The sequence below is a fragment of the Pseudonocardia halophobica genome (assembly GCF_050948485.1).
In the GTDB taxonomy this organism is placed as follows: Bacteria; Actinomycetota; Actinomycetes; order Mycobacteriales; family Pseudonocardiaceae; genus Pseudonocardia; species Pseudonocardia halophobica.
The window spans coordinates 7,153,435-7,166,849 of the sequence record NZ_CP192046.1; the positions used below are offsets into that span (position 1 = coordinate 7,153,435).

General features: G+C 74.6%; 12 protein-coding genes. 4 read left to right on the forward strand and 8 right to left on the reverse strand.

Annotated elements, in window-relative coordinates; translation table 11 throughout:
• Positions 1-23: 23 nt before the first annotated feature.
• Positions 24-3,260, reverse strand: a complete 3,237-nt coding sequence (locus ACQP04_RS34180; RefSeq protein ID WP_433504567.1) for a carboxyl transferase domain-containing protein — start codon at positions 3,258-3,260, stop codon at positions 24-26.
• Positions 3,261-3,885: 625 nt separating this feature from the next.
• Here ACQP04_RS34180 and ACQP04_RS34185 point away from each other — a divergent pair.
• Complete coding sequence (locus ACQP04_RS34185; RefSeq protein WP_433504568.1) at positions 3,886-4,221, forward strand: DUF6191 domain-containing protein; 336 nt, start codon at positions 3,886-3,888, stop codon at positions 4,219-4,221.
• Positions 4,222-4,631: 410 nt separating this feature from the next.
• Here the strand turns inward: ACQP04_RS34185 and ACQP04_RS34190 are convergent, their stop codons facing one another.
• The gene (locus ACQP04_RS34190) at positions 4,632-5,282 is read right to left on the reverse strand and encodes a hypothetical protein (RefSeq protein ID WP_433504569.1); all 651 of its coding nucleotides are present in this window, start codon (positions 5,280-5,282) and stop codon (positions 4,632-4,634) included.
• A gap of 178 nt (positions 5,283-5,460) precedes the next feature.
• Between ACQP04_RS34190 and ACQP04_RS34195 the strand changes: the two genes are divergently transcribed.
• Positions 5,461-5,769, forward strand: coding sequence for a YciI family protein (locus tag ACQP04_RS34195; RefSeq protein WP_433504570.1), 309 nt, complete (start codon positions 5,461-5,463; stop codon positions 5,767-5,769).
• Positions 5,770-5,821: 52 nt separating this feature from the next.
• Here the strand turns inward: ACQP04_RS34195 and ACQP04_RS34200 are convergent, their stop codons facing one another.
• Positions 5,822-7,231 (reverse strand): MFS transporter, encoded by a 1,410-nt coding sequence (locus ACQP04_RS34200; RefSeq protein WP_433504571.1) that lies wholly within the window; start codon positions 7,229-7,231, stop codon positions 5,822-5,824.
• Between the two features lie 82 nt (positions 7,232-7,313).
• Between ACQP04_RS34200 and ACQP04_RS34205 the strand changes: the two genes are divergently transcribed.
• Positions 7,314-8,315: a LacI family DNA-binding transcriptional regulator gene (locus ACQP04_RS34205; RefSeq protein ID WP_433504572.1), complete on the forward strand. Its 1,002-nt coding sequence runs from the start codon at positions 7,314-7,316 to the stop codon at positions 8,313-8,315.
• Here ACQP04_RS34205 and ACQP04_RS34210 read toward each other — a convergent pair.
• Together ACQP04_RS34210 and hppD are read right to left on the reverse strand one after the other, a co-directional pair.
• Entirely contained in the window at positions 8,312-9,163 is an 852-nt protein-coding gene (locus tag ACQP04_RS34210; protein WP_433504573.1) for a MaoC/PaaZ C-terminal domain-containing protein, read from the reverse strand. The genes ACQP04_RS34205 and ACQP04_RS34210 overlap by 4 nt on opposite strands.
• Positions 9,164-9,274: 111 nt before the next feature.
• Positions 9,275-10,435 (reverse strand): 4-hydroxyphenylpyruvate dioxygenase, encoded by a 1,161-nt coding sequence (hppD, locus tag ACQP04_RS34215; RefSeq protein WP_433508490.1) that lies wholly within the window; start codon positions 10,433-10,435, stop codon positions 9,275-9,277.
• A gap of 210 nt (positions 10,436-10,645) precedes the next feature.
• Between hppD and ACQP04_RS34220 the strand changes: the two genes are divergently transcribed.
• A complete protein-coding gene (locus ACQP04_RS34220; RefSeq protein ID WP_433504574.1) occupies positions 10,646-11,149 on the forward strand; it encodes an Lrp/AsnC family transcriptional regulator in 504 nt (167 codons plus the stop codon).
• Here the strand turns inward: ACQP04_RS34220 and ACQP04_RS34225 are convergent.
• From ACQP04_RS34225 to ACQP04_RS34235, 3 genes are read right to left on the reverse strand one after another with little or no spacing between them, the layout of a single operon-like run.
• On the reverse strand, positions 11,131-12,387 hold the full coding sequence (locus tag ACQP04_RS34225) for an alpha/beta hydrolase (RefSeq protein WP_433504575.1): 1,257 nt from the start codon (positions 12,385-12,387) through the stop codon (positions 11,131-11,133). The genes ACQP04_RS34220 and ACQP04_RS34225 overlap by 19 nt on opposite strands.
• Entirely contained in the window at positions 12,384-12,632 is a 249-nt protein-coding gene (locus ACQP04_RS34230) for a hypothetical protein (RefSeq protein WP_433504576.1), read from the reverse strand. The genes ACQP04_RS34225 and ACQP04_RS34230 overlap by 4 nt, the downstream gene beginning before the upstream one ends.
• A complete protein-coding gene (locus tag ACQP04_RS34235) occupies positions 12,629-13,303 on the reverse strand; it encodes a VOC family protein (RefSeq protein WP_433504577.1) in 675 nt (224 codons plus the stop codon). Before ACQP04_RS34235 ends, ACQP04_RS34230 begins: the two co-directional genes overlap by 4 nt.
• Positions 13,304-13,415: the final 112 nt, after the last annotated feature.

Sequence of the window (13,415 nt, forward strand, 5' to 3'; positions counted from 1 at the left end):
CCGTGGGGGCCGGCGCCGCGGGGTCACCAGGTGTCGATGTTCGGCCGCACCTTCTCGGGCTGCGGCCCGACCTTGCGCTCCGGGAACGAGGAGACGATCCAGCGGCGGGTGTCGGCCGGGTCGATGACGTCGTCGATCTCGAAGACGGTGGCCACCGACAGCGCCTTGCCCTTCTCGTACTCGGCCGCGACGTACTTGCGGTACAGCTCCTCGCGCTCGGCAGGGTCGGCGACGGCCTCCAGCTCCTTGCGGTAGCCGAGCCGGACCGCACCCTCCAGGCCCATCCCGCCGAACTCGCCCGTCGGCCAGGCCACCGCGAAGGCCGGGGCCTTCAGCGAGCCGCCCATCATCGCCTGCGCGCCGAGGCCGTAGCACTTGCGCGTGACGACCAGCCCCACCGGCACCGAGAGGTTGGCGCCGACGGAGAACATGCGGCTGAAGTGCCGCACCGTCGCGTGCGTCTCGGACTCGGTGCCGACCATGAAGCCGGGGGTGTCGCACAGCGAGACCACGGGCAGCCCGAAGGCGTCGCAGAGCTGCAGGAACCGGGCGGCCTTGTCCGCGCCGTCGTGGTCGATCGCGCCGCCGAGGTGGGTGGGGTCGTTGGCGATCAGCCCCATCGGCCGGCCCTCGACGCGGATCAGGGCCGTGATCATCCCGGGCGCGAAGCCGCGGCGCAGCTCCAGCACCGAGTCGACGTCGGCCAGGCCCTCGATCGCCGCCCGCATGTCGTAGACCCGCACCCGGTTTTCGGGCACGACGTGCCGCAGCGCGCGCTGGTCCGGCGCCTCCCACTCGCGCACCGGACCCTGGAAGTACGACAGGTACTGCCGGGCGACGCGGGTGGCCTCGGCCTCGTCGGGGACCAGGACGTCGACCACGCCGTTGGGGACCTGCACGGACATCGGCCCGACGGCGTCGGGCGCGACCACGCCCAGGCCGCCGCCCTCGATCATCGCGGGCCCGCCCATGCCGAGGCTCGTGCCCTCGACGGCGATGATCACGTCGCAGAGCCCGGCCAGCGCGGCGTTGCCGGCGAAGCACCGGCCCGCGACCACGCCGACCAGCGGCACCCGGGCCGAGAGCCTGGCGAAGATCTCGAAGGCCGGGACGTCGAGCATGGAGGCCCAGCTGCCGTCGGTGTCGCCGGGGCGGCCCCCGCCGCCCTCGGCGTAGACCACCACCGGCCAGCGCCGCCGCTCGGCGAGCTCGAAGACGCGGTCCTTCTTCTTGTGGTTGGTGTGGCCCTGGGTGCCGGCGAGCACGGTGTAGTCGTAGGACAGCACCACCGCGTTGGCGTTCTCCTCGCCGACGAGGTCGCGGTTGATCGTCGCGGTGCCGGCGAGCATGCCGTCCGCGGGCGTGCGCTCGATGAGGTCGTCGAGGGACCGGCGCAGCCGCTGCGCGGCGATGGCCAACGGCCCGTACTCGATGAAGCTGCCCTCGTCGCACAGGTCCGCGAGGTTCTCCCGCGCGGTCCGCAGCCCCGTGCGGTGCCGCTTCTCGACGGCGGCCCCGCGGTGCTCGTCGAGCCCGAGGGCGTGCCGCTCCCGCACCTCGGCGAGGTCCGGGCGGACGTGGTCGAGGTCGACGGCGGCCGCGGCCTCCGCCTCCTCGGCCGCCGCCGCGTCGGAGGTGAAGGCGAGCAGGGCGTCGCCGGGCGCCACGGTGTCCCCCGCCTCCACGACGACGGCGCCGACCCGCCCGGCCGCGGGCGCGGCCACGACGTGCTCCATCTTCATCGACTCGACGACGACGAGTGCCTGGCCGGCCCGCACGACCTCGCCCTCGGCGACCTCGACGGCCACGACGGTGCCGGGCGCCTCGGCCCGCACCGCGTCCCCGTCGACCTCGCGGCGCTCCTCGGGCACGGCGGCGTCCGCGGCGGTCTCGACGTACCGGTGCGGCCGGGTGGCGGCGAGGATCTCGGCGAGGTGGGTGTCGAGGAAGTCCGTGGTCAGCTCGCCGGCGGCGAAGGCGGGGTGCCCGACGATCCCGGCCAGGACGTCGATATTCGTCTCGACGCCGCCGACGTGCACCTCCGACAGCGCCCGGTGCGTCCGGGCCGCGGCGGTGCCGAAGTCCGCGGAGTGCACCACGAGCTTGGCGATCAGCGGGTCGTACCGGGGGCTCGTGCGGTAGCCGGTGTGCCCGGCGGCGTCGACCCGGATCCCGCGCCCGGCGGGCAGCTCGAAGGCGGTCAGCACGCCGGCCGACGGTGTGGTCGTGCCGTCGGGGTTGGTGCGCTCGAGGGTGATCCGGGCCTGCAGCGCGGCGCCCCGCGGCTCCGGCGCCTCCTCCTGGGTCAGCCCCAGCTCGGCGAGCGTGGCGCCGGCCGCCAGCCGGATCTGCGTCTGCACGAGGTCGACGCCGGTGACCTCCTCGGTGATCGTGTGCTCCACCTGCAGGCGGGGGTTGACCTCGATGAACACGATCCGGTCGGCGCTGACGAGGAACTCCACCGTGCCCAGGCCGGAGTAGCGCACGGACTCGCCGAGCCGGATCGCCGCCGCGAGCAGCCGCGCCCGCACCTCGGGGTCGAGCCCCGGGCTCGGCGCCACCTCGACGATCTTCTGGTGCCGGCGCTGGATCGAGCAGTCCCGCTCGCCGAGCTGCGTGACCGCACCGGTGCCGTCGCCGAGGATCTGCACCTCCACGTGCCGGGCCGGGGTGAGCAGCTCCTCGACGTAGACGCGGTCGTCGCCGAACGCCGCGCCGGCCTCGGACGCGCAGCGGGCCAGGGCCTCGTCGAGCTGCGCGGGATCGGTCACGCGGCGCATCCCGCGGCCGCCACCGCCGGCGACCGCCTTCACCATGACGGCGCCGGTCGCCGCCAGCAGCGCCCGCGCGCCGTCCCGGTCCGCGGCGGCGAGCACCGGGAGCCCGGCGGCCTCGGCGAGGTCGCGGGCCCGCGTCTTGTCCCCCAGCGCCGCGAGGATCTCCGGCGACGGCCCCACGAACCGGACTCCCCGCTCCGCGCACGCCTGCGCGAACCGCGGGTTCTCGCTGAGGAACCCGTAGCCGGGGTGGATCGCGTCGGCGCCGGCCTCCTCCGCGGCCCGCAGCACGTCGTCGACGTCGAGGTAACCGGCCACGCCCGCGCCCCGCAGCGCGACGGCGGCGTCGGCCTTCGCGACGTGCGGCGCGTCGGGCTCGTCGGTCGTGTGCACCGCGACGGACGGCACGCCGAGATCGGCGGCGGCCCGGGCGATCCGGACGGCGATCTCGCCGCGGTTGGCGATCAGGAGTCGGGTGAACACGCTGGTCGGGACCTCGGCATTCCGTGGGGCGCGGCCGTGGCCGCGACGACGTCGTCACCGAGAGGGTTGTTGACGATGGCGTCATCGTCAACCGTGGCGGAGCGGAAGCGCCGGATGACCCGCTCTCCGCCCCACGGCGCGTCCGGCGTCCCCGGCTCCGCCCCTGATCTCCATCTGCGTGCGGCAGTGGCGGTTCCACCAGCCGCACTCGCACTCAGCTCGCGATCACGGAGTGTGAAAGCGCGTGAAGGCCACCGTCCCCGAGCTCCCTTCCGCCCATGATCGCTGTCCGCGTATGGCAGCGGCAGCTCGACCAGCCACACGCGCACACCGAACGCGTTGAGCCGGTGCTCCTCCGCCCGCCGGTCGACGCCGGTCACCCACACGTCGACGAGCTCGCGCACGTGGTCGACCGGGACGCCGTGCCCCCAACCGATGCCGGGGAGCGCGTCGGGGGGAAGCGGGCGGTGGTGAGCCTGCGGTCGAGATCGTCGAGCACGGCCTGCGGAACGCCGATGCGGAACGGGGTGAGCGTGTCCATGGGGACCACGCCGGGAACGCCTCCGGCCGGATCCTGGCCGCGATCGACCTTGCCGTGCGGGGTCGCCGACGGGACGCTGGCCGGGTGGCCGCCGGTGTGCTCTTCGCGCTGACCCTGCCCGGGCTCGTCTGCCTGCTGGTCCTGCTCGTGGCGCTGGAGCGGTTCGGGCTCTGGGCCCGCGGCCGCAGCCTGCTGTTCTGGCGCCGGACCCGCGAGCGGTCCGGGCCGCAGTCGCTCCCGTTGTCCGGCAGCGGCTTCGAGGAGGTGGACGCCTTCTTCACCGGGGCGAAGCGCGCCGAGCTGGAGGAACGGCACTCCCGGTCCCTGCTGCGCGACGACGAGGCGGAGGGCGCCCCACCACGCACCGCCGTCGACCTCGACGCCGGGGTCGTGACCGTCGTCCGCCCGCCCCGCCGCTGATCAGGAGCACGCGCCGATCTCCGGGGTCCCCCGTCCGGTCGACGAGTGGGACGAAGCAGTATCCGGGGCAGGAGTCGCTCGTTGCACCGCGCAGCGGGCAGCCGGCCTGCTGGATGCGTTCCTCACGGCATCGCCCTTCCGGGGCCGGCACCCGCGTCATCCCGTCGAGGGATGGTGGCGGTGACCCGTGATCACGGGCGGAGGCGCGCGCACCTCCTGCCCGTGATCGCCGCCCCGCCTACGCCCCGTGCGGCACGGCGGTGGTGCCCCGCACCACGAGCTGCGGCGGGAGCGCGATCCGCTTCGGCTCCCGCTCGGGCAGGTCGAGCCGCTCGACCACGGCCTTGATCGCGAAGTCCGCCGTGCCGGGGATGTCCTGGGCGGACCTCGGTCGGGCGCGGGCCGTCCGGTCAGAACTCGCCGAAGTCGCCGCCGTCGAAGCCCTCGTCGAACCCGCCCTGGTCGACCGGCTCCTCGGCACCGGCGGCGAGGTCGCCGTCGAGACCGGGGTCGTCGAACAGGGCGCCGGCGATGGCGGTGCCGATAAACGCACCCGCCACGCTGGCCAGCAACGTGCCCGCGATCATCCCGCCCATGCCCGGGCCCCGGCCGCCGCCGAAGCTCCGCTCCAGGGTGCCGGGGTTGCGCATCTCGGCGCGGGTGGCCATCCGGGCGAGCGCCTGCGGGTCGCTCGAGGTCGCCCGCTCGGCCGGCGGCACCTCGTTGCCCAGGTCGGCGAGCACCTTCTGCCGCTGTTCCGGGGTCAGCTTCGCGAAGGCCTCGGCGTGCGCCTGCTCCACCGTCTCCGGGGGCGCGGTGCGCAGCATGTACCGGTAGCGCTCGACCGCCGCCTCGTCCGGGTCCTGGGCGTCGCGGGCCGGCCCGCCATAGCCGCCCTGTCCGTAGCCGCCCTGTCCGTAGCCGCCCTGTCCGTAGCCGCCCTGTCCGTAGCCGGCCTGCCCGAATCCGCCCTGTCCGTGGCCCCCGTGCGCGTACCCGGCCTGCGGCCCGGCGGTTCCGGACGGCGCGAACCGCTCCTTGAGCTTGTCGAACAGGCCCACCTGACTTCTCCTTCTCCACGGTGACGGCGCTCGGCACCCCTCCGGACGAACCGGGCGAAACGGGCACGGTTGCTCAACGGCCGCGGTGCCGGAGCGGTTCCCGTCCCTCGCCGGGATCACGGCGACGCCGACCGGTGATCGTCCTGGCAGGCGCGCGGCGCGTGCGAGGATCGGCGGCATGGCCACGACCTTCGCCGTCATCTACACGTACACCGACGACACCGAGCTGCGGGACGCCACTCGGCCCGCCCACCGTGACTACCTGCGCGAGTTCGTCGACAGCGGGTCCCTCCTCGCCGCCGGCGCCTGGGCGCCCGCGGAGGCCCCGGGCGGCCTGCTGATCTTCCGCGCCGAGGACAAGTCCGCGGTGCAGGCGATCGTGGACAAGGACCCCTTCACGACCGCGGGTGTGGTCTCCGCCGCCGACATCCGCGAGTGGGCGCCGCCGCTCGGCCCGGTGGCGGGCGCGCTCACCGGCCAGGCCTGACGGACGCAGCGCGTGCCGGGCCGTTCCCGGTCCGGCACGCGCCCGGTGCGTCTCAGCCCGGCACGCGCCGGGTGGCCGCGGGCCGGCAGGTCGGGGCGGCGGGCCTGCGTCGCGGCGGCCGCGGCCGGCGGAGCCCGGCGGCCACCTCGCGCAACGGGCGCGGCGCGATCCCGCGGGCCGCGTCGAGCCGGCGGGCCTTGCGCCGCGTCGCGAGGATGCCCACGACCGCGAGCGCCCAGATCGGGTACTGCAGCAGCCAGGCGACCCGGAACGCCTCCGCGGTGAAGCCGCCGAGCGCGGTGAGCACGGCGCCGACCGCCGCGAGCAGCACCAGCGAGGCGCTGTAGCCGGCGATGTTGACCATGCCCTGGGCCACGGCGAGGTTGCCGCGCGGGTTGGTGGTCCGCGCGATGTCGAACCCGACGACCGAGCCCGGCCCGCCGACGGCGAGCACCAGGATCAGCAGCACGAGCAGCCAGAACGGCGCCGGACCCGGCAGCGCGAGCACGACCGTCCACACCGTGACCGTCGCGGCGATCACGCCGAGCAGCAGCCACGACCGGCGCATCGGGTGCCGCGCCGTCAGCATCCCGACCACGGGGCCCACGCAGACCGAGGCGACCACCAGCAGCGTCATGAGGGCGCCCGCGGTCACGGCGTCGAGGCCCTGCGCGGACACCAGGTACGGCAGGCCCCAGAGCAGCGAGAACGTCATCATCGAGAACTGGGTGCCCATGTGCCCGAAGAACCCGAGCCGGGTGCCGGGCCGCCGCCACACCGCGCGGACCTGGGCGAGCAGCTCCCTCGCCGGCACCGGGTCGGGCGCCGGGGCGCCGCCCGGACCGTTGCGCACGACCGTGCCCGCGACCACCGCCGCGAGCACGCTCCCCGCCGCCGCGACCCCGAAGGCCGTGGACCAGCCGGTCGCGTGCAGCAGCAGGAGCAGCGGCAGCGTGGAGAGGATCTGACCGAGCTGCCCGACGATCGTGGTCACCTGGGTCAGCAGCGGGACCCGGCGGGCCGGGAACCAGCGCGGCACCAGCGCCATCACCGCGGCGAACACCAGGGCGTCGCCCGCCCCGACCACCACGCGCGCGGTCGCCGCGGCCGGCACGGACCCGGCGAACGCGAGCAGGGCCTGGCCGCCGCCCAGCATCAGCCCGCTGACGGCGAGGACGAGCCGGGGGCCGAACCGGTCGACGAGCAGGCCCGCCGGGATCTGCCCCGCGGCGTAGACCCCGACCTGGAGCAGCACGAACAGCGACAGCTCGCTCGGCGAGATCCCGAAGCGGTCCGCCGCGTCGAGCCCCGCGGCCCCGAGCGACGTCCGCTGCGTGACGGCGAGGACGTACGCGAGCAGCGCCGCGATCCAGATGAGCCGAGCCCTGCCCCCTCCGTCTGCTGCGCGTCCCGCGGTCGTCCCGTCCACCGTGTCGTTCCGTCCACCCTCGGTGGCGCGCATCCGGCTCCCCTCACTCGACTCGGCCCGCCACATCATGGCAACCGGTTGCCGGGAATTGCCAATCGCGTGCCACACTCCGGGCATGGATCACAGCGACGGCGCCGTGGGCGGCCCGTCCCGCCCGGTCACGATCTACGACGTGGCCCGCGAGGCCGGGGTCGCGACGTCGACCGCCTCGCGCGCGCTGTCCAACCCCGGCCGGGTGAGCGAGCGGACCCGCGCGCACGTCGAGGAGGTCGCCCGCCGCCTGGGCTACCGGCCGAACCGCATCGCCCAGGCCCTGCCCTCAGGCCGGACGAGGATGCTCGGCCTGGTCGTGCCGGACATCGCCAACCCGCACAACGCCCGTCTGATCCGCGGCGCCGAGGCCCAGGCGGCCGCCGCCGGCTACACCCTGGTGATCGCGGACAGCCAGGAGCAGCCGGAGCTCGAGGCCGCGCACGTGGAGCGGCTCGCCCCCTTCGTCGACGGGTTCGTGCTCTCCTCCCGCGTCGACGACGCCGGTCTGCACGGGCTCCGCGATCGGCGTCCGGTGGTGCTGTTCAACCGCACACTGCCCGAGCTGCCCAGCGTGTGCGTCGACTTCGACGACTCGGGTCGCCAGGTCGTCGAGCACCTGACGAGCCTCGGCCACCGCACGGTCGCCTACCTGCGCGGACCCGCGACCTCGTGGGCCGACGCGACCCGACGCGCGGCGCTCGCGGCGCACTGCCGCCGCCACGGGGTCGCCCTGACCGTGCTCGGCCCCTTCCCGCCGACGCTCGAGGCGGGCGCCGCGGCCGCGGACGCCGCGCTCGCCACCGACGCCACGACCGTGATCGCCTTCAACGACCTGCTCGCCATCGGCGTCCTGCAGCGGCTGGAGCACCGCGGCGTCGCGGTCCCGGACGCGCTCAGCGTGGTGGGCGGCGACGACATCTTCGGCGCGACCTTCTGCCGGCCGCCGCTCACCACCCTGGCCAGCCCCGCCGACCAGGCCGGACGCACACTCGTCGACATGCTGACCGGCCGGATCGACGCGACCGAGGTCGTGCTGCCCGCGCCGCTCGTCGCCCGGGACTCGACGGGACCCCGCCGGAGCTAGCCTGCCGTCCGCAGCCGGCCGCGGTCGATCACCACGGCGCCGTCGGGGTCCCGCGTGGTGCGGAAGGTGGCGCCGCCGGTCTCGTCCCGCCAGATCGCGACGGTCAACCGGTCGCCGGGCAGGACGGGCGCGGTGAACCGGCCCTCGATGGACGCGAACCGGGCCGGATCGCCCCCGCAGACGGTGTGCAGCAGCGCCCGGGCGGTGAAGCCGTAGGTGCACATGCCGTGCAGGATCGGCCGGTCGAACCCGCCGCGGGCGGCGAAGGCCGGGTCGGTGTGCAGCGGGTTGCGGTCCCCGGTCAGCCGGTAGATCAGGGCCTGGCCGGGCCCGGTGGCGTAGTGCACCTCGTGGTCCGGCGGGCCGTCCGGCGCCGGGGCCGCCGCGGAGCCGCCCCGCGGGCCCCCGAAGCCGCCCTCGCCGCGGATGAACGCGGAGCCGACCGTCGTCGCGAGCGGGGCGCCGGTGGCCGCGTCGACGGCCTCGCACGTGGTCTCGACCAGGGCTCCGCTGCCCTTGTCGAACACGCCGGTGACCTCGGCGGTGACCCGCACCCGGCCCGCCACCGGGAGCGGGGCGTGCAGCCGTACGGCCTGCTCGGCGTGCACCAGCTTCGTGTGGTCGATGTCGCCGAGGGGCACGGCGCCGACCCGGGTCATGATCGCGGCGTAGGTGGGCAGCACCGCGGTGGTCACACCCTCGGTGTTGTCCGTGGTGAAGGCCAGCTCGTCGAGCGGGTCGTCCTGGCCGGCGCCGACGGCGAGGGCGTAGAGCAGCACGTCGTCGCGGTCCCAGGAGAACTCGGCGGGCTCGCTGCGGGTGCCGAGCAGGTCGGGGGCCAGAGGCATGAGATCTCCTTTGATTCAGCTGCCTCAAAGCCTAGGGCGGGAGACCCGCCCGCCGGAAGCCTCAGCCGAGCCGCGGGGCGAGCAGCTCGACCCCGAGCCGGCCGACGGGGCTCAGAAGTTGCCCCGCCGGGCCTGCTCGCGCTCGATCGCCTCGAACAGCGCCTTGAAGTTGCCCTTCCCGAAGCCGAGCGAGCCGTGCCTCTCGATGAGCTCGAAGAACACGGTCGGGCGGTCGCCGAGGGGCCGGGTGAAGATCTGCAGCAGGTAGCCGTCCTCGTCCCGGTCGACCAGGATCCCGCGGGACTGCAGCTCCTCGATCGGCACGCGGACCTCGCCGATGCGGGCCCGCAGCGCGGGGTCCTCGTAGTACGAGTCGGGGGTCGGGAGGAACTGGATCCCCCTCGCGCGCAGCACGTCCACGGTCCGCAGGATGTCGTTCGTCGCCAGCGCGAGGTGCTGGGCGCCCGGCCCGCCGTAGAAGTCGAGGTACTCGTCGATCTGCGAGCGCTTCCGCCCGACGGCCGGCTCGTTGAGCGGGAACTTCACCCGGTGGTTGCCGCTGGCCACGACCTTGCTCATCAGCGCGGAGTACTCGGTGGCGATGTCCTCGCCCACGAACTCGGCCATGTTCGTGAAGCCCATGATCCGGTTGTAGAAGTCGACCCACTCGTCCATGTGCCCGAGCTCGACGTTGCCGACCACGTGGTCCAGGGCCTGGAACAGCCGCCGCGGCGCGCCCTCGGGTGTCGCGTGGGCGGAGGTGCGGGCGACGTAGCCGGGCAGGTAGGGACCGGAGTAGCGGGAGCGGTCGACGAGGGTGTGCCGGGTCTCGCCGTAGGTGGCGATCGCGGCGGTGCGGACCGTGCCGTGCTCGTCGGCGACGTCGTGCGGGTCGACCAGGATCGTCGCCCCCTGCGCCCGGGCGTGGGCGATGCAGCGGTCGACGTCCGGCACCTCGAGCGCGATGTCGACGATGCCGTCGCCGTGCCGGCGGTGGTGGTCCAGCAGCGGGCTGTCCGGGTGGACGCCGCCCTGGAACACGAACCGGACGGCGCCGGAGCGCAGCACGTAGGCCTGGTGGTCGCGGTTGCCGGTCTCGGGGCCCGAGTACGCGACGAGCTCCATCCCGAACACGACCTGGTAGAAGAGCGCGGTCTGGGTGGCGTTGCCGACCGCCCAGACCACGGCGTCCCAGCCGGTGACGGGGAAGGGATCGCCCTCGCCGTCGTACTCCACGAGGCCGACCAGCTGGCGGAGCTGGTCGAGGTCCAGGTCGGCGAGGCGTTCCTGGCTGGTGAGGGCCTGGCCGGCGGGGGCCTGGCCGGTGAGGGACTGATCGACGGTCACGACGGGCCTCCTCGTGCGGCTCTGCACACGAAGGACACCTCTCCGGCCGATCCCTCGCAACAGCGCCGACCCGAGCTGGCCGTTCCGCCCATTCTCGGCCGGTTCCCGGGCCCCGCAGCTGTACAGTCCGCCCACATGGAACTCGACGCGCTCGACGTCGACCTGCTCGCCGCGCTGCGGGAGCACACCCGCGTCGGGGTCCTCGAGCTCTCCCGCACCCTCCAGGTCGCCCGCGGCACGGTGCAGGCCCGCCTCGACCGGCTCGAACGCGCCGGCGTGATCACCGGGTACGGACCGGAGATCGACCTCGCCGCCGCCGGCCACGGGGTGCAGGCCTTCGTCAGCCTGGAGATCGCGCAGGGCGCCCTCGACGACGTCGCCGCCGAGCTGGCCGCCCAGCCCGCCGTCCTCGAGGCCTACGCCACCACCGGCTCGTCCGACGTGCTCTGCCGGCTCGCCGCCTCCTCGCACGAGGACCTCCAGCAGGCGCTGCTCGCGCTCAACCGGTCCCCCTCGGTGGGGCGCTCGACGAGCGTGGTCGTGCTCTCGGTCGTCGTCCCGCCCCGGACCGGCCCGCTGCTGGAGAGCGCACCGCGCCCCGCCCCACCCCGCGCCCCCGCCTACCGCCGCGAGGACTGATCGACTCGGGCGAGGGCGAAGCGCTTGTCGAGCCAGCCCTCGATCTCGGTGGCGGCGAGCTCGTTGCCCGTCGGCTCGCCCTCGGCGATCGCGCCGCCGAAGTGCAGGCCGCGCACGGAGGCGACCGTGAGGTCGTCCGACCCGAGGGCGGCGATCATGCGGCGGGTGTCGGAGGGGAAGGCCGCCTGGTCGCCGGTGAGCTCCACGAACAGCGTCGGCACGGCGACGCCGGGGGCGCAGCGGACGAAGTCGGCGTTGGTGCTGAGCCCGGACCAGGTGGAGAGCCAGGCCTCCGGGGTGGTGAGCCGCCCGAAGCCGACCTGGCCGTAGTTGATCAGGTCGGGGCGCCTGCCGAACAGCGAGCCGTAGGGCCGCTCGCTCGGGTCGAGGGAGAGGTCGACGGTGCGGGGGTCCGCGTCCGTGCGGAACACCGTGAGGATCCGCGGGGCCAGCGAGCGGCGGCGGTCCGCCGCGCTCCCGGTCGCCTTGGCGGCGGCGCGCGCCTCGGCCGCGCGGGCGAGGTGCTCCCGCGCCACGGCGTCGATCCGGGCGACGCGGTCGCGCTGCGCCGCCCGGTACCGCTGCAGGAACTCCGTGGAGTACGTCGCGCTCGTCGGCGGCTCGGCGAACCCGTTGGCCGTCGAGAAGGGATCGAGCTCCCGGACGACGGAGAGCGGGTCGGACTCGTCGGCGACGGACGGGTCGATGCAGCCCAGCAGCAGCGCCCCCTGCCCCGGGTGCGGAGCCAGGAAGACCGCGCCGTCGGCCACCGGCATGGGCGCGTCGGCGAGCTTCGTCGGCCGGCCGCCGGGGGTGGTGGCGATCCGGTCGCCGGGCGCGAGTGCGGCCTGCTCGAGGTAGAAGGCGTAGAGCGTGCCGCCGCCGGAGTGCCCCAGCACCACCACCGACTCGAAGCCCTGCTCGCGCAGGAAGACCTGGCCCGCGGCGACGTCGAGCAGTGCCTGCTCGTGGACCAGCGTGAGGTCGTTGTTCACCGAGCGCGTGTGCTGGGTCCACACCGCCGCACCGGCCTGCAGCAGCAGCGGGACCAGCGGGTGGTGCGTGACGTCCTGGCGCGGGTGCATCAGGCAGACCACCGTCCGGGCCCCGGGCACCGTGGCCAGCACACCGCGCACGGTCGCCCCGTCGACGGTGGTCAGCTCGTGCACGGTGGTGACCGTGGAATCCGGCCGCTGCCCCGCGGCCAGGTAGCGGCCCGCGCCCAGACCGCCGGTCACGCCGGCTCCACGCGCAGCGCGTCCTTGTCGTGCTGGGTGATCCGGCCGTCCCGGGCCACCCCGCCGACGCAGGAGTACCAGACCGCGTGCCGGCAGCCCGTCGCGCGGCGGTCGATCACGATCGGCCCGGCGGCGCTGATCGCGAAGTACGGCCCGATCTGCCCGACGCTCACGGCCGGGTCCTCGGCGGCGACCTTCGCGACGGCGGTGTTCTCGGGGACGTCGAGCACGTAGAGCGTGGTCACGAGCGCACCGGCTCCCAGTCGGCCGGGCCTGCCCACCCCGCCTGCTCCGCAGGCTGCCGTCCCCCGAGGCGCTCCACGATCAGCTCGGCCTTGCGCGCCAGCAGCTTCCCGAAGGTCGGCCCGGGCTCGGCGACGACGTCCAGCAGCGCGTCGATCGTGAGGTTCGCGTCGAGGTCCTCCTGCGGCGTGACCGGCCGCATCGCCCTCGTGATCTCGAACATGTAGCCGTTCGGGTCGTGCGTGTAGATCGACTCGATCGTCTCGTGCTGGATCTGCATCTCCACCGGCCAGTCGCTCGCGTCGAGCCGGCGCCGGTACTCCAGCAGGTCCTCCTCGTCGTCCACGTGGATGGCGAGGTGCCGGGACCGGACGAAGTACTCCGGGACGTCCGCGCCGAAACGCGCGTAGACGTCCCCCTTCTCCCCCTCCGCGCCGCCGACCGAGGTGTCGGTGCCGAAGTAGTAGAAGAACGCGATCCGGTCGGAGTTGCCGATGTCGAAGAAGAAGTGGATGAAGTCGGGGTGGTCCTCCGGCCCCCAGCCCGCCGCACAGATCGAGTGCACGACCGGGAACCCCAGGACGTCCCGGTAGAAGCGCACCGTCGCGGCCGGGTCGAAGGTCGGGAACGCGACGTGGTCGACCCCCTGCACCCGGTGGTCCCGCTCGCTCATCAACAGCCTCCTCGTGTCGGACGCCGTCGACGGTACGCGTCTGTCGACGGATGAGTCAACAGTTCGACGACACTGACGAATGCGGGCTCGGACACAGGAAGGGCCCCTCCAC

Bases quoted from the DNA above. Each gene is read 5' to 3' on its own strand.
- ACQP04_RS34220 (WP_433504574.1), top strand. From the start codon at position 10,646: ATGGAACTCGACGCGCTCGACGTCGACCTGCTCGCCGCGCTGCGGGAG.
- ACQP04_RS34205 (WP_433504572.1), top strand. From the start codon at position 7,314: ATGGATCACAGCGACGGCGCCGTGGGCGGCCCGTCCCGCCCGGTCACG.
- ACQP04_RS34200 (WP_433504571.1), bottom strand. From the start codon at position 7,231: ATGCGCGCCACCGAGGGTGGACGGAACGACACGGTGGACGGGACGACC.
- ACQP04_RS34195 (WP_433504570.1), top strand. From the start codon at position 5,461: ATGGCCACGACCTTCGCCGTCATCTACACGTACACCGACGACACCGAG.
- ACQP04_RS34235 (WP_433504577.1), bottom strand. From the start codon at position 13,303: ATGAGCGAGCGGGACCACCGGGTGCAGGGGGTCGACCACGTCGCGTTC.
- ACQP04_RS34210 (WP_433504573.1), bottom strand. From the start codon at position 9,163: ATGCCTCTGGCCCCCGACCTGCTCGGCACCCGCAGCGAGCCCGCCGAG.